The 22,947-nt window shown below is 65.6% G+C and carries 18 protein-coding genes; 15 read left to right on the top strand and 3 right to left on the bottom strand.

Going from position 1 to position 22,947, the window contains the following annotated elements:
• Positions 1-6: 6 nt before the first annotated feature.
• Positions 7-1,218, bottom strand: coding sequence for a benzoate/H(+) symporter BenE family transporter (locus ACEN9H_RS09035; protein WP_413674487.1), 1,212 nt, complete (start codon positions 1,216-1,218; stop codon positions 7-9).
• Between the two features lie 198 nt (positions 1,219-1,416).
• Between ACEN9H_RS09035 and ACEN9H_RS09030 the strand changes: the two genes are divergently transcribed.
• The 5 genes from ACEN9H_RS09030 to ACEN9H_RS09010 all read left to right on the top strand — a co-directional run bounded on the left by ACEN9H_RS09030 (position 1,417) and on the right by ACEN9H_RS09010 (position 4,903).
• Positions 1,417-1,599 (top strand): DUF3311 domain-containing protein, encoded by a 183-nt coding sequence (locus tag ACEN9H_RS09030; RefSeq protein ID WP_413674486.1) that lies wholly within the window; start codon positions 1,417-1,419, stop codon positions 1,597-1,599.
• Positions 1,596-3,095, top strand: coding sequence for a monocarboxylate uptake permease MctP (gene mctP / locus ACEN9H_RS09025; RefSeq protein WP_413674485.1), 1,500 nt, complete (start codon positions 1,596-1,598; stop codon positions 3,093-3,095). Before ACEN9H_RS09030 ends, mctP begins: the two co-directional genes overlap by 4 nt.
• A 284-nt stretch (positions 3,096-3,379) precedes the next feature.
• Positions 3,380-3,646: a hypothetical protein gene (locus ACEN9H_RS09020; RefSeq protein WP_371763305.1), complete on the top strand. Its 267-nt coding sequence runs from the start codon at positions 3,380-3,382 to the stop codon at positions 3,644-3,646.
• Positions 3,647-3,717: 71 nt separating this feature from the next.
• A complete protein-coding gene (locus ACEN9H_RS09015) occupies positions 3,718-4,302 on the top strand; it encodes a TetR/AcrR family transcriptional regulator (RefSeq protein ID WP_413674484.1) in 585 nt (194 codons plus the stop codon).
• Positions 4,303-4,396: 94 nt separating this feature from the next.
• The gene (locus ACEN9H_RS09010) at positions 4,397-4,903 is read left to right on the top strand and encodes a hypothetical protein (RefSeq protein WP_413674483.1); all 507 of its coding nucleotides are present in this window, start codon (positions 4,397-4,399) and stop codon (positions 4,901-4,903) included.
• Positions 4,904-5,192: 289 nt separating this feature from the next.
• Here ACEN9H_RS09010 and ACEN9H_RS09005 read toward each other — a convergent pair whose 3' ends face one another.
• On the bottom strand, positions 5,193-7,589 hold the full coding sequence (locus ACEN9H_RS09005; protein WP_413674482.1) for a TonB-dependent receptor: 2,397 nt from the start codon (positions 7,587-7,589) through the stop codon (positions 5,193-5,195).
• A 286-nt stretch (positions 7,590-7,875) separates the two neighbouring features.
• Positions 7,876-8,802 (bottom strand): LysR family transcriptional regulator, encoded by a 927-nt coding sequence (locus tag ACEN9H_RS09000; RefSeq protein WP_413674481.1) that lies wholly within the window; start codon positions 8,800-8,802, stop codon positions 7,876-7,878.
• Positions 8,803-8,940: 138 nt separating this feature from the next.
• On the opposite strand from ACEN9H_RS09000, the gene ACEN9H_RS08995 reads away from it, so the two are divergent.
• The 10 genes from ACEN9H_RS08995 (at position 8,941) to ACEN9H_RS08950 (ending at position 22,947) form a co-directional block, all read left to right on the top strand.
• Positions 8,941-10,251, top strand: coding sequence for a cation:dicarboxylate symporter family transporter (locus ACEN9H_RS08995; RefSeq protein WP_413674480.1), 1,311 nt, complete (start codon positions 8,941-8,943; stop codon positions 10,249-10,251).
• 15 nt (positions 10,252-10,266) lie between these two features.
• The gene (locus ACEN9H_RS08990) at positions 10,267-10,827 is read left to right on the top strand and encodes a carboxymuconolactone decarboxylase family protein (RefSeq protein ID WP_413674479.1); all 561 of its coding nucleotides are present in this window, start codon (positions 10,267-10,269) and stop codon (positions 10,825-10,827) included.
• A 10-nt stretch (positions 10,828-10,837) separates the two neighbouring features.
• Positions 10,838-11,668 (top strand): SDR family NAD(P)-dependent oxidoreductase, encoded by an 831-nt coding sequence (locus tag ACEN9H_RS08985; RefSeq protein WP_056137348.1) that lies wholly within the window; start codon positions 10,838-10,840, stop codon positions 11,666-11,668.
• The gene (locus ACEN9H_RS08980) at positions 11,668-12,495 is read left to right on the top strand and encodes an amidohydrolase family protein (protein WP_413674478.1); all 828 of its coding nucleotides are present in this window, start codon (positions 11,668-11,670) and stop codon (positions 12,493-12,495) included. Before ACEN9H_RS08985 ends, ACEN9H_RS08980 begins: the two co-directional genes overlap by 1 nt.
• Positions 12,496-12,538: 43 nt before the next feature.
• Complete coding sequence (locus tag ACEN9H_RS08975; RefSeq protein ID WP_056137344.1) at positions 12,539-13,333, top strand: substrate-binding domain-containing protein; 795 nt, start codon at positions 12,539-12,541, stop codon at positions 13,331-13,333.
• A gap of 31 nt (positions 13,334-13,364) precedes the next feature.
• Positions 13,365-14,252 (top strand): alpha/beta fold hydrolase, encoded by an 888-nt coding sequence (locus ACEN9H_RS08970; RefSeq protein ID WP_413674477.1) that lies wholly within the window; start codon positions 13,365-13,367, stop codon positions 14,250-14,252.
• A gap of 85 nt (positions 14,253-14,337) precedes the next feature.
• Positions 14,338-15,405, top strand: a complete 1,068-nt coding sequence (locus ACEN9H_RS08965) for a porin (protein ID WP_413674476.1) — start codon at positions 14,338-14,340, stop codon at positions 15,403-15,405.
• 738 nt (positions 15,406-16,143) lie between these two features.
• Positions 16,144-18,951 (top strand): TonB-dependent receptor domain-containing protein, encoded by a 2,808-nt coding sequence (locus tag ACEN9H_RS08960; protein WP_413674475.1) that lies wholly within the window; start codon positions 16,144-16,146, stop codon positions 18,949-18,951.
• Positions 18,952-19,102: 151 nt separating this feature from the next.
• Positions 19,103-21,433 (top strand): hypothetical protein, encoded by a 2,331-nt coding sequence (locus ACEN9H_RS08955; protein ID WP_413674474.1) that lies wholly within the window; start codon positions 19,103-19,105, stop codon positions 21,431-21,433.
• 14 nt (positions 21,434-21,447) lie between these two features.
• A complete protein-coding gene (locus tag ACEN9H_RS08950; protein ID WP_413674473.1) occupies positions 21,448-22,947 on the top strand; it encodes a glycosyl hydrolase family 28 protein in 1,500 nt (499 codons plus the stop codon).

Here is a 22,947-nt window from a genome sequence, read left to right as displayed (position 1 = left end):
GTCTCCTTATGGATGTGGTGTCGTGGGGTGATGCAGGATGCGGTGCGCCGCCATGCCGATGACGACGCCCCAGAACGCGGCGCCGAGGCCGAGGAAGGTCATGCCGGACGCGGTGGCGAGGAAGGCGATCACGGACGCTTCGCGGTGGTCCCCGGCCGCCATCACGCCGGCGAGGTTCGAGCCGATGGCGCCCAGCAGCGCCAGTCCCGCCAGGCAGACGATCAGTTCCTTCGGCAGCGCGGCGAACAGCATGACGATGGAACCGCCGCACAGGCCCGCGAGCAGGTAGAACACGCCGTTGGCGATGCCGGCCACGTAGCGGCGGCGCGGGTCCTCGTGCGCGTCGCGGCTCGTGCACATCGCGGCCGTGATGGCGGCGAGCGCGATCGTGATGCCGCCGGTGCACGCGATCGCCAGCGACACGAGGCTGCACGTGACGATCACCGGCCGCGCCGGCGTGGCGTAGCCGGACGTCTTCAGCACCGCCATGCCGGGCAGGTACTGGCCGGTGAGCGTCACCAGCACGAGCGGCAGCGCGAGGCTGAACGTGCTGGTCCAGCTCCACGCGGGCGCGATCACCGCGGGCACGACGAACCCGAAGCGGACGGCAGAAAAGTGCGTCGCGCCGGACAGCCACGCGATGCCGGTGCCGGCGACGAGCAGCAGCACGACGCCGTAGCGCGGCACCGCGCGCCGGAACACGAGGTACGCGGCGATCATGCCGAACGCCAGCAGCGGCAGCGTGCCGGCCGTCCTGAATGCGTTCATCCCGAACGGCACGAGGATCCCGGCCATCATGCCGCTGGCGATCCCTGTCGGCACGTGGGCCATGATGCGTTCGAGTGAGCCGGACAGGCCGATGGCGAGCAGGATGGCGGCCGCGGTGAGATAGGCCCCGACGGCCTCGCCCAGCGGCAGCTGCGGAAACAGCGTGATGAGGAGCGCGCTGCCCGGTGCCGACCACGCCGTGATGACGGGTGCGCGCAGGCGCCAGCTCAGGACGATGCCGGCGATGCCCGCGCCGACGGAGATGCCCCACACCCACGATGCGAACATGGCGTCCGGCATGCGGCCCGCCTGCGCGGCCTGGTAGAAGATCGCCAGCGGTCCGGAAAACGAGACCAGCACGGCCAGGAAGCCCGCGGCCACGGCCGACAGCGATCCGTCGGACCAGCGCCGGCCGCGCACGGCGGCGCACTCCACCTGTCCTGTGCCCATGGTGTCTCCTTGTCTTCTCGTTATCGGGACCAAGGGTAGAGAGATTGCACAGGCGCGTCCAAGACCGATTTGGTATCCATTCGATACCTGATGGGTATGGCGTGTGCGCGGTTTTGTGTCGCGTGTCCCCTACAATCTGGTACTGTTTTCCTGGAGACCCCTGGCGAATAATCGACGATTTCTCGCCAAGGAATCTCCATGAAGCTCCTGCTGCTCATCCCCTTCCTGGGCCTGCTGTGGACGCCGTTCTACAACGAGCCCCTGCCCGCCCTGTTCGGCTTTCCGTTCTTTTACTGGTACCAGTTCCTGTGGGTGCCGCTGACGTCCTTCCTGATCTGGCTCGTCTACCGCCACGAGCAAAGAAAGGGGGACCAGCGATGACATCCACGATCAACTGGACCGCGCTGTGGGTCTTCATCGGCTTCTTCGTCCTCGTCACGGTGATGGGCTTCATGGCCTCGCGCTGGCAGTCGGGCGGCGCTGGCAAGGGCGAGCACCTCGACGAATGGGGCCTGGGCGGCCGCAACTTCGGCACGTGGATCACGTGGTTCCTCGTCGGCGGCGATTTCTATACCGCCTACACCGTGATCGCCGTGCCGGCCCTCGTCTACGCGGTGGGCGCCTACGGCTTCTTCGCGCTGCCCTACACCATCCTCGTGTACCCGATCGTCTTCGTCATCATGCCGAAGCTGTGGGGCGCCGCGCAGGCCGCCGGCCACGTGACCGCGGCCGACGTGGTCTACGGCCGCTACGGCTCGCGTCCGCTGGAACTGGCGATCGCGCTGACGGGCGTCGTCGCCACGATGCCCTACATCGCGCTGCAGCTCGTGGGCATGGAGGTCGTGATCAGGGCGCTGGGCCTGACGGGCGAACTGCCGCTGGCGGCGGCGTTCATCGTGCTCGCCCTGTACACGTATGCCGCGGGCCTGCGCGCGCCGGCGCTGATCGCCTTCGTCAAGGACGTCATGATCTACATCGTCGTGCTGGTCGCGGTGGTGCTGGTGCCGGTGAAGCTCGGCGGCTATGCCGGCATCTTCTCGGCCGCCGGCGACGCGTTCGCGGCCAAGGGCGGCGCCACCGACCTGGTCTTGCAGCCCGCCCAGATGCTGCCGTATGCGACCCTGGCGCTCGGCTCGGCGCTGGCCGCGTTCATGTACCCGCACACGCTGACCGGCATCTTCGCCGCGAAGAGCGCCGACACGATCCGCAAGAACGCCATCTTCCTGCCGGCCTACACGATCCTGCTCGGCCTGATCGCGCTGCTCGGCTACATGGCGCACGCGGCGCACCTCAAGGTGGCGAGCAACAACGACGTCGTCCCCGCCCTGTTCGGCGCCCTGTTCCCGGACTGGTTCAGCGGCTTCGCCTTCTCCGCCATCGCCATCGGCGCGCTGGTGCCGGCCGCCGTGATGTCGATCGGCGCCGCCAATCTCTTCACGCGCAATTTCTGGAAGCCGTACGTGAACCCGCACGTCAGCCCGGCCGGCGAAGCGAAGGTGGCGAAGATGGCATCGCTGGTCGTCAAGGTCGGCGCGCTGGTCTGCATCGTGTTCCTGCCGACGAAGTTCGCACTGGACCTGCAGCTGCTGGGCGGCGTGTGGATCCTGCAGACCTTCCCCGCCGTCGTGTTCGGCCTGTTCTCGCGCCGCTTCGGCAGCACCGCCCTGCTGTGCGGCTGGGCCGTCGGCATCGTGGCCGGCACGTGGATCGCGTTCGGCGACGGCATCAAGCCGGTGCATACGCTGCACGTGGGCGATGCCGGCGTGACCCTGTACACCGGCTTGCTGGCGCTGGCCGTCAACGTCGCGGTGGCGCTCGTCGTGCAGGTGGTGGCGGGTGTAGCGCAGCGCGGCGTCGCGGGGAAGAACGCCGCGTAGGGAAGCGTATTGAACAACGTCGAGGCGCTTGCCGGTGGCCGTGCCGCCGCAGCGCCTCGCACAGGTCCCTGCCGGGAGATGCACCGCTGTCGGACATGCACGAAACGGGGGTGACAGGGGATGTACGGCGCCGACTGTACCAGTTGCGCCACGTATCGTTGCAACGGCTGCCACGAATCTGCCCGCGCGTTCCAGATTTCATCCTGTCGGTCACCCGACTGCTGTACTCTGGGTGACTTCACCATTCGAGCCCGGATACGTTGATCATGCGAAACCAGATGAACATGCCAGACAGCGCCGTGGCGCTCATGAACTATGTCGACGGTGCCGGCTGGACCGAACACGCGGAGGTCGTCGTGCAGATCATGATGTCGAGCGTGCATCCGGACATCGAGTCATCCATCGCGACGGTCGCATGTCTTCCGAATCACCTGCGGACGAACGTCGCCCATTTCCTGACCGAGATCCTCACGGGCGCCGTCGACAACGAACAGCGGCACGCCATTTTTTCGTGGACGCAGTGCTGGGCGCTGGCGAGCCTCGACCAATAACCGCCGCCGCATCGCACGACCGGCTTTGCCGGCGGTTGACAGCCTACCTACTAGAAGGTAATCTCACTGTCATGAACAAATCGCTCTCCACTGCCGACGATATCCTGGCCTGCGCACGTTCCCTGATCGTCGCCGGCGGTTACAACGGATTCAGCTATGCAGACATTGCCGAGGTCGTCGGTATCCGCAAGCCGAGCATCCACCACCACTTCCCGAGCAAACTCGACCTGGTGAAAACCCTCGTCATCCGGTACCGGGAAGCCGCCGAAGAAGGCATCGCCAACCTCGAGCGCGCCGTGCCGGGACCGCTCGATCAACTGCGCGCCTACATCGGCTACTGGAAAACCTGTATCGGCGACGCGAGCGCGCCGTTTTGCGTATGCGCCCTGCTGGCCAATGAATTACCGGTATTGCCGGAAGAGATCGCGCTCGAGATCCGTGCGTATTTCCGCTTCCTGTCGGGCTGGCTCACGGCTGTCCTCGAGCGCGGCGCCGCGCTCGGCGTCGTGGCGCTGACCGATACGCCGCGCGTGGAAGCGGAAGCCTTCATGGCGACCGTGCACGGCGCCATGTTGTCGGCGCGCGCCTATGGCGATACCGCCATCTTCGGGACCATCATGGACCCGCAACTGGCGCGCCTGTCGGCCGGGGCCTGATCGTACCGTATGTCCGGGTCCGGTGCGCCGGGCCCACTTTTTGCCATCACCATCTACCAACTAGTAGGTCGGATTTCATTAAAGGAGTTTTAGCATGCCTCATCCTCTCTCGAACGTCGGCGCCATTCACACGGTGCTGAGCCTGATCCCCATCGTCGCGGGGCTGCTCGCTTTCGTTCGCCAAGGCCGCATCGATCCGGCCAGCGGCCTGGGCAGGATTTACTGGGTGGGAATGATCCTGTCCGTCGTCACCGCCTTCGGCCTGTCGAGCACGGGCGGGTTCAATCCGGGACACGCGCTCGGCCTGCTGACCTTGCTGGTGATGGCGTGCGCCACGGCCGCGCCCCGCATCGCCTTCCTGGGCCGTGCAGCCGGGTATCTGCAGGTCGGGCTGATGTCGTTCAGCTTCCTGCTGCTGCTGGTGCCGGGGACGAACGAGACGCTGAGCCGACTCCCTGTCGGCCATCCGATCGGGCATGGTCCGGACTCGCCGCCCGTCAAGCTGGCGCTGGCCTGCGTGTTCGTGCTGTTCGTGCTCGGCACCGGTTACCAGATGTTGCGCCTGCGCCAGCGCCATGGAAAGCCAGCAACACTTCGGTAATTTTTACAGTCTAGGATGAGTCTGGCGGCGGCGCCATTCCAAGTCATTGAAACCAAAGCCTATTTTTTCCTTGGCATGGACATTGCTGGTTACCCGTCAAAACAAAGCGCGACCAGCTGTTGCCCAGGAGACCATCATGAACTCGTCCGCGAACAACCCACCGATTCCCCTTTGGAGAATCAACCGGTCCGTACTGTTGGGCATGTGCCTGATTGCACTGACTGCCGTGCTGTTTTACGGACCGGTTCTGCTGCTACTGTGGCGCGAGCTGGGGTGAGGTTGGGCCTGCTTACAGCCGTCCACGCAGTTCGAGCGCGATCGCACGCGGCTTGCTCACATAGCTGTAAGGGGAGCCGACGACAGAACCGAGCGTGCTGATCGCGATCGTTTGCCGGTTGGTGAGATTCGTCACGACCGCACCCACGCCCCAGTTGCCGGACGGCGCCGTCCAGCCGAGACGCACGTCGACTTTCTCGCGCGCCGCCCCGGTATCGACGCTGCCGTCGGGGTTGCACGTTCCCTGCGCCCGCGTGTCGGCATTGCAGCGCCGTTCACCGATGTAGCCGAGCATCACGTTGAAGTCCGCCGTCCCGTTCCACAGCGCCCAGCGTGCGGTGGCGCCGGCACTGGCGCTCAGGCGCGGGGCGCCGGCCGGCTGGCCGTCCAGCCGGACACCGGACGGCGACACGTAATGCGCATAGGTCTGGTCGAGGTAGGCCAGCGCGCCGTTCAGGCGCCAGATCCGGTTGAGCGTCCACTGCGCGCTCAGCTCGGCGCCCGTCGCGCGCTGGTCGCTGTTGACGACCTGGTAGCTGGGCACGCCGGCGCCGGCATTGGCCGGCACCAGGGTCAGGCTTTGCAGGTTGGTGTAGTCGTAATGGAAGATCGACGCCTCGTAGGACAGGCCCAGCGCACGCACCCGCCCCTTGATGCCGATCTCGGTATTCGTCACCAGCTCCTCGTCGTAATAGCCATTCACGCCGAGGGCATCGAAACCGCCGGCCAGATAGCCCTTGCTCCACGAGCCGTACACCATGTGATCACGCGTCAGGTGGCGGTCCAGCACGATGCGCGGGCTGAAGTTGTTCCAGCTCCTCGATGCGGGGAACGGGCTGGTGCTCGACACGGTGTTGTTGAACTCGACATTGCGTGCCACGACGGCCTGTAGCGATGCCGCCTGTTGCGGGGTCAGCAGTTTCAGGGCCACAGCCGTCGGGAACAACTGTGCTTGCTGCATGACGGCGAGGCGAGCGTCGAGCTCGCTGGCGATACGCGGCGGGTTGTACCAGCTGAAGCGCTTGTCGTCGTGCGTCAAGCGGCCGCCGACCGTCAGGTTGGTGACCGGGTTCACATGCCAGAGCAGGTCGCCATACACGGCGTACGCGCGGTATTCGCCCTTGTCGTGGATGCTCTCGCGCCACGGCAGGCCGGCAAGGCTCAGCCCTTGCAGCGCCGCGTTGCCGGTGGCACGGCCGATACCCTGGGCCAGGCCGGTCAGCGTGGCATAGGGCGCGCTGCCGGCGGCATGGCGAATCAGCGTGTCCAGCGACAGCGTCGTCAAGTCCACGTGTTGCGTCTGGGTGGCGCGCTCGCGATAGGCACTGACGCCGCCTACCCAGTCGAGCGCGCCGTTCTGTCCGCTCAGTTTGAATTCCTGCTGCCAGGTCGAGTTCGATTCGACGTTGCCGATGCCGATATACGCCGCCGGATTCACCGAGCCGTCGTTGTCCTGCCAGTTCTGCGTGTTGAAGTGGCGGTAGGCGGTGATGCTGCTCAGTGTCGCATGGCGCAGCGGCGTCGTCACGCGCAGGGTGAGGCCGTCGAAGGTGCGCGCCTGCGCATTGGGCTCGGCGTCGTTGGCCAGCGGCTGCTTGCGCGGATCGACCCACGTCGCGGGCCCGCCGAAGTCGATCTTCCCGCCCGTGAGGGAAAACACCGGCGGGCCGGACACACGCATCACCCCGTGTTCCCAGCCGAGGATGGCGTCGGTGTCGTCGCGCCGCCAGCGCACGGTGGCGCGCAGGCCGCGCTCGCCTTCGTCGCCCATGCGCTGCCCGTTGAAGGTGTTGCGGACCCAGCCGTTGTCACGCTGGTCGAGGGCCGAGATGCGCAGTGCCAGCCCCTCGGCCAGCGGTGTGTTATAGAGCAGCTCGGTATGGACCGCCCCGCGGGTGCCGACCCGGACCAGTCCACTCGCTTCGGTCCGCTCGAGGGGATCGTTGGTGACAATGGAGATGACGCCTGCTGCCGCATTGCGTCCGAACAGCGTACCCTGCGGACCTTTCAGCACTTCGATCCGCTTGACGTCATTGAAGTTCAGGAGCGATCCGCCGGTCTTGCCGACATACACGGAGTCGGTGAAGATGCCGACCGGCGAGTCCGTGCCGATGCCGTAGTCCTCGGTGCCGACGCCACGCAGGAAAATGATCGGACGAGTGGATTGCAACGGCTCGACCGACAGGCCGGGGACGAACGCATCCATGCCGGCCAGGTTGACCACGCCGACATCCCTGAGCGCGCTGCCGGCCAGCGTCTGCACGGCGATCGGCACGTTCTGGATGTCCTGGCTGCGGCTCTGCGCGGTGACCGTGACCACCGGCATGACATCCTGCGCGCGACAGGCGTCCGGCGCGCCCGCTGCCGCGACGGCCGTGGTCAGTGCAAGCTTGACGGCATGCCGGTCCATCCCCCGACGCAACTTCCGCTGACTCGATTTCATTATTGCCCCGTGAAACGTTCTATCAATGCGATATCGTGATCACATCGGCAGACCTTGGCAAGACCAATCGAGCGCTTTGCCGCATGTTTTTCTCAGGCAGCCCGCCCTGGCCCGCCTTCTTCGCATATTGGGCGGGGACGCTCGAGCGCCTATACCGGACTGTTCGCAAGCATTCGACCACGCGCAGACATGCAAGGATCGCGGATCAGGATATGGCAGACCAGCGAAATGAAACGGTCGGACGCCTTACCGCCTACGCCCAGATAACGTCGTTTCTCCAGGCCTCGCTCGCAATGAGCGATTGCAGCTTCTCCTGCAGCATCGTCGACCATGCCTCGACCAGCCTGGATGGCCGGTTCTCGCGCAGCGTCGTAATGGCCACGGTCGACCGGATCGAAGGGCGTTCGATGGCGTGGGCGACGACATCGCCCCGCGCCACCTCGTCCTTGATCGCGACTTGCGTCAGGATCGAATAGCCCAGTCCCGCCTTCACCAACTGCTTGGTCAGGGCCACGCTGTCGACTTCGATCTCGACCCGCAGCCGCACGCCATGCTGGATCGCGGCCTGCTCCACAAGGCGGCGATTGCTGTGGGGTAGCCCAGGGAGAATGAGAGGTATGTCCGCGAGATCCCGGATGTGGTAACTGGGCTTTCGTCCCGCATCGCCGGCCGGACCGATCAATATCATGGGCTCGCTGAACAATGGAAGGACATTGAACGCGTCGAGCAGCGGCTGGTTGTACACGACCGCCAGGTCGACCCGCTTGTCGAGCACCCACTCCTGCAATGAACTGCTGAGCCCTTCGCGCAGGTGCAACGTCACGCGCGGCCAGCGTGCGCGGAAATCCTTGATCAGGTCGGCCCCGATCAGTGCCCCGATCGTCGGCGGCAGCCCGACGGCGAGATGCCCCCCCTCCTCGTCCGCGCTGGCACGCACCTGCTCGCCGGTCTCGTTCACCATGTGCGTGATCATCTCGGCCCGTTCCAGCAGCCTGGCGCCGGCGGCGGTCAGGCGCACGCCGCGGCCATGGCGGATCAGCAACGGTACGCCGATTTCGCCTTCCAGCTTGGCGATCTGCCGGCTCAACGCAGGCTGGGCAATGTAGAGCTCGGACGCCGCACGGCTGAAGCTCCCCGACCGCGCCACGTGAATGAAGCTCCTGAGTTCTCGTATATCCATATCCAACACCAGCCATGCCGAAGAAGCATAGGATCATATATTCATACGGTCTTTGTCAAAGTTTTTACATGAACCTATGCTTCATACAAATAGCAAGCCACTCAAAACAAGCCGCCATCGGCGACCTTAGGAGACGTGATGAAACAACTGAAGAAACTGCATGTGCAGGTATTGATCGGGCTGGCGTGCGCCGTCGTGCTCGGTCTCTTGGCGCCCGCCACCGCCATCGCGATGAAACCGCTGGGACAGGGCTTCATCGCACTGTTGAAGATGATGCTGGCACCGATCATTTTCTGCACCCTGGTCCAGGGCCTCGCCCACGTCAAGGACATGCGCAAGCTGGGACGGCTGGGACTGAAATCCCTGGTCTACTTCGAAGTCGTCAGCACGGTCGCGATGATCATCGGTTTCGTGTTCGTGAACGTCTTCGAGCCCGGCGCGGGACTGCACGCGACGAACATGGTCGAAAGCGCCGACGCCCTGAAAGCGACGGCCGGCGCCGGCCAGATCTCCGCGGTCAACTACCTGCTGGGCCTGATTCCGCACACGCTCGTGGACGCATTCGCCAAGGGCGACATCGTGCAGGTCCTCATCATTTCTATCCTCGCCGGACTGGCCCTGAACGTCTCGGTCGGCGCGGATTCGATCCTCCTGCGCGGCATCGACGAGGCGCAGGCCGTCCTGTTCAAGATGCTGGCGTTCATCATGAAGCTGGCGCCGCTGGGGGCATTCGGCGCCATGGCGGCCGCGATCGGCAGCTACGGCGGCATGACGCTCGTGTACCTGTTGAAAGTCATCGTCGTCTACTACGGTGCGTCGCTGGTGTTCGTGTTCGGCGTCCTGAGCTCGATCAGCTGGATGATCGGCCTGCCGTTCTTCGGCGTGCTGAAACTGATCCGCGACGAGATCCTGCTGATCTTCGGCACCGCGTCCAGCGAAGTCGCCTTCCCTCGCCTGCTCGAAAAACTGCAGCGCGCCGGTTGCGACGAGGTCGTCGTCGGCTTTGTCCTGCCGGCCGGCTACAGCTTCAACCTGGACGGCACGTCCATCTACATGGCGATCGCGATCGGCTTCATCGCCCAGGCGACGGACACGCCGTTCTCGCTCTGGCAGCAGCTGGGCCTGCTCGCCATCCTGAGCCTGACCTCGAAGGGCGGCACCACGGTGGCCGGCGGCGCGTTCGTGAAACTCGCGGCGACCCTGCAATCGGTACGCACGCTGCCGCTCGGCGGCCTCGGCCTGCTGTTCGGCATCGACCGCGTGATGGCGACCGCCACCGCCCTCGTCAACGTCGTCGGCAACACGATCGCGGTCTTCGCCATCTCGCGCTGGGAGAACGGCTTCGATGCGGATGCGTTTGCCCGTGAGACGGGAACGCGTCCTCGCCGCACCCGCCTGCAGCCGGACAAGGCCGCGGCGCAATCCCAGCCGGCCCAATCGAACATCTGACACCAGGGAACCACCATGCCACGCATTTCGCCTATCGATCCCGAGCGTCTCGACGCCGCGCAGCGCGCCGTCCACGACGCCATCGCCAGCGGCCCGCGCAAGGGCGTCCGCGGCCCGCTCGCGGTGTGGCTGCACCGCCCGCAGCTTGCCGACCGCGCCCAGGCGCTGGGCCGCTACTGCCGCTACGACAGCAGCCTGCCGCCGCGCCTGTCCGAACTCGCCATCATGCTGATGGGCCGCCACTGGCTCGCCGAATACGAGTGGGCCGCGCACAAGCCGTTCGCGCTGGAAGCCGGCCTGTCGTTGGACGTGCTCGATGCGATCCGCGATGGCCGCGCACCGGCCTTCACGAAGCGTGACGAAGCCTTGATCCACGCGTTCATGCAGCAGCTCCATGAACGCCGCGCCATCGACGACGCGCTGTATGCCGACCTCGAACGCGAGATCGGCCGCGACGCGCTGGTGGACCTGGTCGGCGTGGCCGGCTACTACACGCTGATCTCGATGACGATCAAGGTCTTCGAGGTGCCGCCGCCCGCCGGCGTTGCACCGGAACTCCCTACCTCCACGAATTAAGGAAAGCAGCATGGAAACTTCAACCGCACACCCGTCCACGGCGCCGGGACGCCTGAACAACAAGGTCGCCATCGTCACCGGCGCCGGCTGCGTCGGCCCGGGTTGGGGCAACGGCCGCGCCGTCGCCGTGCTGTTCGCGCAGGCGGGCGCAAAGATCTTCGCCGTGGACAAGAGCGCGGAAGCGATGGAGGAGACCGTCCGACGCGTCCGTGAGGCCGGCGGCACCATCACGGCGCACACATGCGACGTCACCGACAGCGCCGCCGTCGAGGCCATGGTCGCCGCGTGCCAGGCCGAATACGGCCGCGTCGACATCCTGGTCAACAACGTGGGCGGCTCGGCGGCCGGCGGTCCGGTCGCGCTGTCCGAAGACAAATGGGATGCGCAGGTCGCCTTCAACCTGAAGAGCGTATTCCTGACTTGCAAACACGTGCTGCCCGTGATGGAAGCGCAGGGCTGCGGCGCCATCGTCAACACGGCGTCGACCTCCGGCATCCGCTGGACCGGCTCCGCGCAGGTTGCGTATGCCGCGTGCAAGGCCGGCGTGATCCAGCTGGGCAAGGTCGTCGCCGTCGAGTATGCAAAAAAAGGCATCCGCGTGAACACGGTCGTACCGGGCCAATTGCATACGCCGATGGTCGAAGTCCGCCTGGCCGGCCAGCGCAGCGGCGGCGACGTCGACAAGCTGCTGGACAGCCGGCTCGCGCGCATCCCCCTCGGCTTCATGGGCGACGGCCGGGATACCGCCAACGCGGCGCTGTTCCTCGCGTCCGACGAAGCGCAATTCATCACCGGCACCGAAATCATCGTCGATGGCGGCATGACCGCAAGGTGCGACTGATGGTCCGGCCCGCGCTCACCGGCGGCCCGTGGGACTGCCACACCCATATCTACGGACCGTGGGACGCGTTTCCCCTGCCCGCCACGGCCGCGTACCGGCCGGCAGCGGCGCCCATGACCGAGCTGCTGGCGATGCACGAACGGCTCGGGATCGGCCACGGCGTGCTGGTGCAGGCGGCCTGCTACCAGTCGGACCACAGCGCGCTGCTGGCGGCGCTCGCGGCGACGGATGGACGCTACCGCGGCGTGGCGCTCATCGACGAGACCATGGATGACGCCGACCTGCGCTCGCTGCACGACGGCGGGGTCCGCGGCGTGCGCTTCAATTTCATGGGACACCTGCCCGGCGACCGCGACCTCGACCGGTTGCGCAGCGTCGCCGAACGGGTGCGCCCCCTGGGCTGGCATGCGCTGCTGCACGGACAGCTGGCGCAAGTCCTGCCGGTCCTCGACGCCTGGCGCGACCTCGACATGCCGCTCGTGATCGACCACATGGCGCGCCAGGATGCGACGCGCGAATGGGACGAGTCCGCCCTGAAGCGGCTGGAACGCCATCTTGCGCATCCGCAGCGGTGGCTCAAGCTGTCCGGCGTCGACCGCGCGATGCAGGGCGCGCCGGCGCCGTGGCCCGCCGCGCTGCCGCTCGCCCGACGCCTGCTCGCCGCCGCGCCGCAGCGCGCGATCTGGGGCACGGACTGGCCGCACCCGAACATCCAGGGCCCCGTGCCCGACGACGGCCAGCTGCTCGACTTCCTTGTAGAGGTCTGCGGCGACGCGGCGACCGCACAGGCCGTACTGGTGGATAACCCGAAGCGGCTGTATTTCTGACCACACGATTGCATCAATCAAATAACGACAGGGAGACGATGGAATGAACAAATCAAGTAACCGTGCTTGTGCGACAGCCCTGCTTGCCCTCGGCTGTTCGGGATTGTTGTCGACCACGGCGCAGGCCGCCGACATCCATGTCCTCGCCACGGGCGCGCTGTCGGCGGCGTTCAGGCAACTCGGCCCCGACTTCGAGAAGAAGTCCGGCCACCATCTGGTGGTGTCGTGGGGCCCGTCCTACGGTAGCTCGCCCGATGCGCTGCCCATGCGCATCCAGGCCGGCGAAGCGATGGACGCGTGCTTCATGATCAAGGCGGCGATGGCCGACCAGATCAAGCAGGGCAAGCTGCTGCCCGCGACCGCCGTCGACCTGGCCGAGTCGCGCGTCGGCGTCGCCGTACGGGCGGGCCTGCCCCGGCCGGACATTGCGTCAGTCGACAGCCTGCGCGCCACGCTGCTCGCGGCGAAGTCGGTCGCGTTTTCCGAGGGCGCGAGCGGCAAGTACATCGTCGGCACCCTGTTCCCCGAGCTCGGTATTGCCGACGCGATGAAGGCGAAAAGCGTACCCATCCACGGACGCGAACTGGTCGGCACGGCCATCGAACGCGGCGACGCCGACCTCGGCCTGCAGCAGATCAGCGAGCTGCGCGCCATCCCCGGCATCCAGTACGTCGGTCCTCTCCCGGAAGCCGTGCAAAAGGTCAGCGTCATCGCCGCGGCGATCGGCAAGGACGCCAGGGAGCGCAAGGCCGCCGAGGCCTTCCTCGCCTACCTGAAGACGCCGGAGGCCGCAGCGACGTTCGTGAAGACGGGACTCGACCCGATCGGCGCGAAATAAAACGAATAACCACGACAGACAGGAGACTCACATGAAACTTCGCAAGCTCAGCTACGCATTCGTCCTCGCCGCAACCTTGTCGGCATGCGCGTTCGCCGGCACCGCCGGCACGGCGGATCATCAACTCGTCAAGTACGGCAACGTGCAGATCGACGTGATGCGCCAGGGACAAGGCCCCGTCATCGTGATGCTGCCGTCGCTCGGTCGCTCGGTGCGGGACTACGACCAGGTCGCCGAACGCCTGGTGGCGGACGGGTTCCGCGTGCTGCGTCCCGAACCGCGCGGGATCGGACTCAGCAAAGGTCCGATGGAGAATCTCAGCGTGCACGATTTCGCGAAGGACGTCGCCGCCGTGATCGAGCACGAGAACAAGGGACCGGTCGTGGTGGTTGGCCATGCCTGGGGCAACTTCGCGGCGCGCCAGCTGGCGGCCGACCGGCCCGACCTCGTGCGCGGCGTCGTCGTCGCGGCCGCGTCGGCCGGCAAGGTGCCGCCCGGCTCCAACGAAAAACCGATCGGCCCGGAGATGCGCAAGGCCATCGACGGCCCTTCCGACATGAAGCTGCCGGAAGCCCAGCGCCTCGACTACTTGCGCAAGGCCTTCTTCGCGCCCGGCCATGACCCGCGCGTGTGGCTGACCGGCTGGCACTCGGAAACGCACGAGGCTGAATCGCACGCGCGCAACACGACGCCGGTCGACGATTACTTCGCGGCCGGCACGGCCCCCATCCTCGACCTCCAGGCCGAAAACGACGCCGTGGCGCCGCGGCGCTTTTCCCAGGTCCTGAAGAACATGCTGGGCGACCGGGTCACCGTCGTCGTCATTCCGAATGCCGGCCATGCGCTGGCGCCCGAACAGCCGCAAGCCATGGCCGACGCGATCGCCGCGTTCGCGCACCGGGTCTTCGCAAACAAATAAACGCTTCCCGCTCGCATGCGGCATCGGATCGCCCGGCGAGCAAGCCGGGCGAACGGCACTCCTTTACCTGTTCGGTCAATACCAAATGAAAAAGCAGATCATCGCATCGGGACTGCTCGTCCTGGTGGGCGGCACGTCGTCCGCGCAAAGCAATGTCACGCTGTACGGGATCGTCGACGTCGGTCTACGTTACGGAAACGCCTCTACGTCGAACGCCAACACGCTGTCAGTTGGATCGGGGCAGCAACGGGCGTCGCGTTTCGGTTTTCGCGGCACCGAGGAGCTGGGCGACGGACTGTCGGCCAGCTTCCAACTGGAAAGCGGCTTCAACGCCGACGACGGCACGCTGGGCTACGGCAACCGTCTCTTCGGCAGGCAATCGTGGGTCGGGCTGAACGGCGGATTCGGTTCGATCCGCTTTGGCAGGCAGACGACCGCGGTCTACGACGTGCTGTTCGCGGTCGATCCGTTCGTCATCAACGGCACCGGCAACGCGCAACGGGTGTTCGCCTACGGCCTCGGAAAAGCCGATCCGCTGTCCCGGGCAGACAATGCGGTCACGTACAGCATCCGATTGCACAACGGCGTCGGATTCTACGCCGGCCACGCGTTCGGCGAAAAGGCCGGGAGCTTCGCCAGCAACAGCAGCGACTTCGCCTCGGTGTCGTATGCGTCCGGCAGGTGGAACGTACGCGCGGCGTACCAGCATGCCGACGGCGTCGACCTCGGCGCGGCATCGACGCCGCTGGGTGCCCTGGTCGGCCCAGCACATCTGGGATCCGCGAACGTCAACGTGAAAAGCGCGGTCGTCGGCGCCGTCTACGATCTCGGACCGGTCAAGTTCCACGGCATTTATGGCGATACGCGCATCGGCAATGGCGGCGCGCTGGCGATGCGCAGCTACATGACCGGGGTGACCGTCGGCGCCGGGCGCGGCACGATGTGCGCATCGTGGAATCGCAACGACATCAGGGAGTTCCGCAACGGGGTCTCCGACCAGTACGCTCTGGACTACACCTACCCGCTCACCAAACAGACATTTCTCTATGCCGCGGCCGGCTATACGAAAAACGGTGGCGGTGTGCGCCTGAACTCGGCAAGAAACGGTTTCAGCGAACGTGAGGTAGAGACTGGAGTACGTCACACGTTCTGATATGGGCTATCGGAGCTGAAGTGGCACATCGATGGCCGACGTGCGCATGCCTGAAGGCTGCGATGCGTAAACGAGCGAAATTCACTGGTGACGTAGATCAGCGCCAATGCGCTGATCTGACAGAATGCTGGAGGCGAGGACAGGAGTCGAACCCGTCCAGACGGCTTTACAGGCCGTTTCGGCTGGTACGAATCAAGGAGTTTGCTCTGCACCGCACTTCGCACCGCATGAGGTCGCTGGAGCATATCGGTCAAAACCCGACTAGCGAACTCTCCGGTTGGTCATACTTGCCGAGTGGAGCCCGCTTTCGATCCGAAGCAGACGCCGACGACCAAACGTCAATTCGGAGCGATGACGTCGTGGGGCTGCAGCACGCTCCAACCTGTGCCTGTTGCATGAGGTGAAGATCGTCACCGTCACGGGAAAATTAGCGGCAGGGTGCATCCCCACATCAACTTCAGCAACGTCAGGTACACCAGTCCAATCCTGGCCGGCAGTCCCGCACGGATAGGGAAGAAAGGGAAGAAAGGGAAGAAGCCTAGGATCTATTACGAGCCTCCGGACATCCGTGTTGTGAAGGCATTCTTCAGTGACGGCACCGCAGACAACAACGCTTGACGCTGGCGCATCAAAGCTGATATGTTATCGATACCTCGCGAATGCGGGTATTTTTTCCGCAATTAATGTTATCGATAACTAATTGTCGCCCCGGAGGCGATCGAGAATCAGGAGACTACCTTGAAACTGAAACTTAAACGCCGTCACCCGGCCGTTCTTGCATGGCAGGCCGGTGCCGGCCTGCTCGTCCTCGGTTCTACGGCCTTCGCGCAAACCACGATGGCGCCAGCCTCTGGCAAGGCGGACGCGGATCCTGCACAGGTCGTCGTAGTTACCGGCGTCCTGCACGATACCACCGCCGACAAGGCCGCGATTTCGGTCACCACACTCGACGAAGAGCGGATACGCGCAGTGGCGCCCGTCAGTGCGGCCGACTTGCTGACCGAGATTCCGGGCGTGGTGGTGACGTCGGACGCCGGTGAAAGCCGCAATACCGTGTACACCCGCGGCATCTCCAACGGCACCAGCGCGGGCACCGTAGGCTATTACTGGAACGCCCTGATGGAAGATGGCCTGCCTGTCGTAGGCGGATTGTTCTCGAACTTCTCGCCCGACATGTTCTTGCGCGTGGACGCCACCACGAGGACCGTGCAGGCGGTACGTGGCGGTTCCGCGGCCGTCACCGGCCCGAACGCGCCGGCGGGCCTGTTCAACTACCTCTCGAAAAACGGCCTGGACAATCCGGGCGGCATGATCGGCGCCCGCCTCGGCGTCGAGAACAAGGACCATCCCGGCAACCTCTACCAGAAGTACGACTTCTATTACGGGGCGCGCAGCGCGGATGGCACGCTCGGCTGGTCGGTCGGCGGCGATTACCGCCGCAGCTATGGCTACCGCGACATCGCCTATGCGCCCAACCGCGGCGGCCAGATCAAGGCAAACGTCAAGAAGCTCTATCGGACCGACATGGGCAACGGCAGCCTTCTGTTGTCCGTGAAACTGCTGGACGACCACACCGGCTACCTCGACATCGTGCGCCCCCTCGCGCACGGCTTCGGCCCGATCACGTTCGACACGCCGTTCGGCCAGACCGCCAATTTCATCCCGACCGGCGACCTGGCGCACGCCATTCCGTCGGGCCTGAATGGCCGGACGGACTACTGGGATCCGAGCCAGTTCGCACGGAACAAAGGACGTGCGCTCGGGCTGAAGTGGGACCATGATTTCGGCAATGGCTGGAAACTCGGCAACAACATGCGCTACCAGGTCAACGAGGTCCACCACAACGAGGCGGAAGGGATCAGCTACCAGTCGATCACCAACTCGACCGTGACCAATAATCTTGGCGCCACGCTTGCAGGCCTGAACAGCACGCCCGGCTACTATACGTTCATCGACCGGGCCACTGGCCAGGTCATCGCCCGCGTCAACCAGCGCACCGCGGCCAGCACAGGCACCGGCGCGGCGTGCGGCAGCCTCTGCCTCCAGTCGACCACGCCGAATCTGCTCCCGAACAGCACGATCAACGGCAATTCCCCGATCGCGAACAGTAACCTGACACTGGGCGTGTCCGCGATCAACAACCGGATGCGCAGCACGGACATCGTCGACCTGTTCACGGCCAACAAATCGATCAGGCTGGCCGATGCCTCGGCGCTGAACGTGACCGCCGGCGCTTACCTGGCCTGGATTCACTTCGTCCGTGATTCGCTCAACGGTGGCCAGGGCGTCATGCCGCTGCAAAATTCACCCGATCCATTCGACGTGACCTTCACCACGCAGGCAGCGACACCGGTCACCTACCAGCTGACCAATCCGCAAGGGTTCGGCGCAGTCGGCGGCCCGGGCGGCAACAGCGTGGGCAGCCTGTACGACGACGTGCATACCCGCGAAGTGTCGCCGCTGCTGGGCCTGACCTGGGAAAAGGACAAGTGGCTGCTCGATTTCGGCGCGCGCTACACCCACTACAATTTCCACGGCAAGAATTACCGCTACGTGACCAACCCGAACGCCACGAGCCGGTCCTTCGGCGGGCTCGACGGCAACCCGTTGACCATCTACGACAACCTGTACGCGGTCGTGCCGGCCGAGCCCGTAACCTTCAACAAGAATGTCCACTATTTCCAGTACACGGGCGCGGTAAGCTACAGCTTCAGCAGCAAGCAGATCGTCCACGTCCGCTATACGCTCGGCCACAAGAACGGCGACGGCTACTGGAACAACTACGATGCCCAGTGGAAGGTTGACGCCACCGATCCGAACATCCTGCCCGTCATCAAGCAGGCCGAGATCGGCTACACCTACCGGACCAAGGGCTTCAGCATCGAAGCGACGCCGTACTTCGTCGACATCGACAAGGTCGGCGTGACGAGCTACGGCACGCTGGCCGATGGCGTGACGCCGTACACCCGGCCGCTGATCTACAGCCACTTCCGCTCCTACGGTATCGAGTTCGACAACCGGTTCCGGATCGCGCGCTGGCTCGGCATGCACAATATCCTGACGCTCAATGAAGGCAAGGCGCTGCGCTCTGCCGCCTGGGCGGCTGGTTGCGGCGGCGTGTTGAGGGCGTGCGCGGCCGGCGTTGCGCCCACGCCCGACACCCCGGTCTATACGTCCGGCCCGCAGGAACGCGCGGCGAAGGTCGTCTACAACGGCACGCTGAACGCCGACTTCGACCACTACGGCGGCTATTACCGCTTCCGCTATATCGGCAAGCGTCCCACCACGACGGCGGCACTGGCTTACCTGCCCCCGAACCGGGTGTCGGATATCGGCCTGTACTACAACTACGGCGACAAGCTGCGCTTCGACTTCAACGTCAACAACGTGTTCAACGACCGCAACGCGACACAGATCGGTGTGCTGGGCAGCCTGCCGACCGGTGTCACGCTCGACCAGTTCATCGCGCAGTATCCGAACGCGCTGACCACGGTCCAGACCAACGCGCCGCGCTCGTTCTTCTTCAGCGCGACCCTGCAGTTCTGAGCGCCGCCACGTTCACCCGCCGCAGCGGCGGGTGCGCCGCCTCATCCACAACTATTTCGCGAACGCCTGCCGTTCGAGGCTCAACATGATGAAACGAATCGTTCAACAGCAGCCACGCCGACGTGCCTGCCGTTCTCTCCAACGGGGCGCTTTGCTCGCCATACTGCTTGCCGACGCGCTGTCCGCACACGCGGACGTGCTGCGCTTCGGCGACAGCGTCTCCGAGCGCGCGCACGGCCTGAGCGCACAGCACAGCGACGTCTTCCCCGGCGCCATGGGCGCACCGGCCCGCCGCCTGCTTCCGCCCGGCGACAAGAACTGGCGCGGCGGATCGGTGTCGTTCGACATCGCCGTCGACCCGAAAGCGCAGAACTACGCAACGCTGACGCTATGGGGCGGTGAGGAAAACCACAACCGGCTCATCCTGTCCTGCGACGGCAAGCAGATCGGCACACGCCACCTGGGCGACACCGACCTGCTCGACATCGGCAGCGTGGCCCCGATGGCGGCCGGCCGCTTTTTCCACAATACGTCCCCCCTGCCCCTCTCGCTCACGCGGGGCAAGGACAACCTCGCCTGCCGCATCGACAGTACCGGCGCGATCTGGCCCTACGGTCTGACGTTCGAGCAGTTCCAGAAGCCGATGGTGGCGCCGGCGCGCGGCATGTACGCACTGACGGTCCACACCGATCCCTTCGTGCCCGCGGGCCCGCTCGAGCGAAAAGGCGGCGCACCCGCACCGAAAGTCCGGCCGGCGCCCGGCGCGGAGGTGCTCGCGGCGCTCAAGGACCGTGTCGGCCGAACGGTCGACGACCTGCTGGCGGCGGACCGCCCGTTGCGCCAGCCCGAGATGTTATTCCTTGCGAACGCCCATGACGTGGCGTGGACGCATGCGTACGGCAATCCGGCCATCGGCAGGAAACTCGTACGCGCCATGGACGATTATTTCGTCCTGTACCGAGCCGACATGCAGAAGGTGATCCGCGACCCCTCGACCTACAATCCGGGCTGGTTCGGTCTCGGCCAGGCCGCCTGGGCGTTGATGCTGCGCGAGGAGCTCGTCAAGCCGTCCCTCGACGAACGCATCGCCGATCCGAAAGGCGGCACGATCGTCCGCCGCGACGCCTGGGTCGAGATGCTGGCAGGTGTGCGCGACTGGCAGCGCACGCATCGCCGCTACTACACCAACCAGTCGATGATCGTCGACACCTATGGCATCTACCTCGCCAACCGCGGCATCGCCATGCTCGCGCCGGCCAGGGCCATGCCCGAGCAGGACGCGCGGCGCTACCTGTACGAGGCCGCCGGCCTGGAGCCCTGGCGCGGCGACGACCTGCCCGGCGGCGGCCACCGCTACGGCGCGGGCGGTCCCGACGGCACGGACAAGGGCGCCTACCGACTCGGGCAGCATTATTACCAGGTCACCGCCAAGGGACTGACCCGGGAGTTGGGCTATGTCGGCAATTACGGTGAAGTGCTGGACTGGCTGGCCGCGATGTACGAGGCCACGCGTCCGCACGCGGGTCAACCGGGCGACCCGAAGATCCTGGCCCAGCTCCTGAAGATCGCTCATGCCCGCGCCCCGTTCCGGTACCCGCTGACGGATGCCGATGGCTACCGTGCGATGGCACTCGAATCCGTGGTCGGCTGGCGCGACGTCAAGTATCCCGGCGACGTCGTCTATGCGCAACGGCCGAGCTGGGACGCCTCGGTACTCGAGGTCGCGGCCATGACCCGCGATTCCGCCCTGGTCGCCTACACCCAGCAGATGTTCGAGGACAACCAGTTCTTCCAGTCTGTCGTGGGGCAGATGAACAGCGCCGGTTCCCTGCGCGTCACCGCCGGCCTGTTGCCCGTGCCCGGCCAGTACGAAGCGCTCATGAAACTACCGCGCACCGGACAGAAGCTGCCGATGAGCGCCGGCCAGCCCGACTTCGTATTCAGCGACGAGGAGGACGGCGTCGTGGCCGTGAAGGCTGGCGACGAGATCCTGTACGCCTCCCTGTACTGGCGCGCGCTCAATGCCGTCAACGGCCTGGCGCGCATCCACTACATCACGCCGGTCATGGACCGCATGGCCGTGGTCCATGAACAGACCGTCGTCGACCCGAGCGGCCACACCTGGACGCGTCCGGAAGACACCCTCGGCGGCTCCGACCCGAAATTCGGCAAGTTCGCCTATCCCGACGGAACCGGCGCTACCGTGGGAGAGACGCTGCCGATCGCGCGCTACCCAGACGACGTCCCGACCCATTATGGCGATGCGTCGCCGTATGCGGGCAAGGCCGAATTCTATACCCTGCGCTACGGCCCCTTCATCATTGCGATGAACACGACCACCGGCAAATCGTTCGATGTGACGGTGCCTGCGGGCACCGCCATGCGCGAACTCGTCGCGCGCCGCGCGGTGGCAGCCGGAGAAACGCTGAAGGTCGGGCCCCGTTCCACCGTCGTGCTGTACGCTGGCAGCGGACCTCGCTGAACCGGATGACTTCCATGAACCGATACTTGCAACGATACGCCTGCGCGCTGGCACTGCTGGCCACTTCGGCCCTGCACGGGGCCGCGGCCGCTGAACTGAAGACCTACGACTATCCACGTCCGGTCCGCTATCATCCGGGCGATGCCGTGCGCGATACGCACCGCAATCCCGAGTTCGTCGTGCGCGTGCGCACCCCGTCCGGGGCCTGGCAGGACCTGTACGAGCACCGGGTCGACGTCGACTGGAACGACCCGCACAGCGCGACGCTCGTGCGCTTCGATTTCCAGGGCAAGGTCGAGCTGGCGATCCAGAGAAGCTACGCCGGCTTTTCGAAGGTGGCCGTACGTCCCGCCTCGCTCGGCCTGCAGCCACGCGTCGCGGACGACACCGTGTATGTCACGCTCGACCGGCCCGCCAACTTTTCGGTGGAATTCGACGGCGACAAACACCGTAACCTGCACGTCTTTGCCGGCGCCATCGAGTCCAGCCCCAAAGCCGGTGCGCCCGGCGTCGTCGTGTTCGGCCCCGGGGTCCACCGGCCGCCCGGTAACGCGAAGGTCTTCAGCTTCCAGTCGGGACAGACCGTACTGATCGACGGCGCCGCCGTGCTCGACGCCGGCATCTCGCTCGACAAGGTGCACGACGTGACGATCAAGGGCCACGGACTGATCGAGCGGCCCGGCGGCGACGTCCGCATGACCAATAGCGCCGACCACGACAACTCGCCGGCGGCGCACATCGACGGCTCGGCCGCGATCGGCATCCGCGATTCGCGCAATATCCGCATCGAAGGCGTCACCATCATCAATCCGCCCGGCGTGTCGCTCGGCTGCATGCAGTCCAGCGGCGTGAGCATCGTCGACGTCAAGGCCTTCAGCGCCGGCCCCTGGGCGGACGGCATCGACATCTATTCGTGCCAGGACGTCGCGATCGACCGCGTATTCCTGCGCGTGGCCGACGATTGCTTCGCCCTGTACAACCGGCGCTGGGACCTGCGCGGCGACGTGCGCCGCATCCGCGTCGAGAATTCCACCTGCTGGGCCGACGTGGCGCACGCGATGTACATGGGGCTGTTCGGCGACAAGGACCAGCCCGAGGTCACCGAGGATGTCGTCTTCAGGAACATCGACGTCCTGGAGATCAACGAGACGCAGCCGCGCTTCCAGGGCGTCATGGCCATCAACGCGAACAATTCCACCGTCGTGCGCAACATCCTGTTCGAGGACATCCGGGTCGACCACATGATCGAAGGGAAGCTGTTCAACTTCGCCGTCATCGGCGACGACCGGTTCAGCCTCAGTCCGGGCGGCGGCATCGCCGGCGTCACGCTGCGCAACGTCAGCTATTCCGGCAAGGGCGTGGCCGGACCGTCGACCATCCTCGGCTACGACGACGCGCGCGCCGTGCGCGGCATCACGCTCGACAATGTCCGCATCGGAGGCCGCAAACTCACCGGACCGGATCCCGACCTGCTGCAGGTCGGCCCCCATGTGACGGATATCCGCTTCCGCTGA

This window comes from Massilia cellulosiltytica, from assembly GCF_047325105.1.
In the GTDB taxonomy this organism is placed as follows: Bacteria; Pseudomonadota; Gammaproteobacteria; order Burkholderiales; family Burkholderiaceae_D; genus Telluria; species Telluria orientalis.
Note: the sequence above shows the minus strand (reverse complement) of the source record. Positions and strands in the feature narration are given on the sequence as shown.

Excerpts from the sequence above, each read along its gene's own strand:
- ACEN9H_RS09035 (WP_413674487.1), bottom strand. The coding sequence starts at position 1,218 with ATGGGCACAGGACAGGTGGAGTGCGCCGCCGTGCGCGGCCGGCGCTGG.
- ACEN9H_RS09030 (WP_413674486.1), top strand. The coding sequence starts at position 1,417 with ATGAAGCTCCTGCTGCTCATCCCCTTCCTGGGCCTGCTGTGGACGCCG.
- mctP (WP_413674485.1), top strand. The coding sequence starts at position 1,596 with ATGACATCCACGATCAACTGGACCGCGCTGTGGGTCTTCATCGGCTTC.
- ACEN9H_RS09020 (WP_371763305.1), top strand. The coding sequence starts at position 3,380 with ATGCCAGACAGCGCCGTGGCGCTCATGAACTATGTCGACGGTGCCGGC.
- ACEN9H_RS09015 (WP_413674484.1), top strand. The coding sequence starts at position 3,718 with ATGAACAAATCGCTCTCCACTGCCGACGATATCCTGGCCTGCGCACGT.
- ACEN9H_RS09010 (WP_413674483.1), top strand. The coding sequence starts at position 4,397 with ATGCCTCATCCTCTCTCGAACGTCGGCGCCATTCACACGGTGCTGAGC.
- ACEN9H_RS09005 (WP_413674482.1), bottom strand. The coding sequence starts at position 7,589 with ATGGACCGGCATGCCGTCAAGCTTGCACTGACCACGGCCGTCGCGGCA.
- ACEN9H_RS09000 (WP_413674481.1), bottom strand. The coding sequence starts at position 8,802 with ATGGATATACGAGAACTCAGGAGCTTCATTCACGTGGCGCGGTCGGGG.
- ACEN9H_RS08995 (WP_413674480.1), top strand. The coding sequence starts at position 8,941 with ATGAAACAACTGAAGAAACTGCATGTGCAGGTATTGATCGGGCTGGCG.
- ACEN9H_RS08990 (WP_413674479.1), top strand. The coding sequence starts at position 10,267 with ATGCCACGCATTTCGCCTATCGATCCCGAGCGTCTCGACGCCGCGCAG.
- ACEN9H_RS08985 (WP_056137348.1), top strand. The coding sequence starts at position 10,838 with ATGGAAACTTCAACCGCACACCCGTCCACGGCGCCGGGACGCCTGAAC.
- ACEN9H_RS08980 (WP_413674478.1), top strand. The coding sequence starts at position 11,668 with ATGGTCCGGCCCGCGCTCACCGGCGGCCCGTGGGACTGCCACACCCAT.
- ACEN9H_RS08975 (WP_056137344.1), top strand. The coding sequence starts at position 12,539 with ATGAACAAATCAAGTAACCGTGCTTGTGCGACAGCCCTGCTTGCCCTC.
- ACEN9H_RS08970 (WP_413674477.1), top strand. The coding sequence starts at position 13,365 with ATGAAACTTCGCAAGCTCAGCTACGCATTCGTCCTCGCCGCAACCTTG.
- ACEN9H_RS08965 (WP_413674476.1), top strand. The coding sequence starts at position 14,338 with ATGAAAAAGCAGATCATCGCATCGGGACTGCTCGTCCTGGTGGGCGGC.
- ACEN9H_RS08950 (WP_413674473.1), top strand. The coding sequence starts at position 21,448 with ATGAACCGATACTTGCAACGATACGCCTGCGCGCTGGCACTGCTGGCC.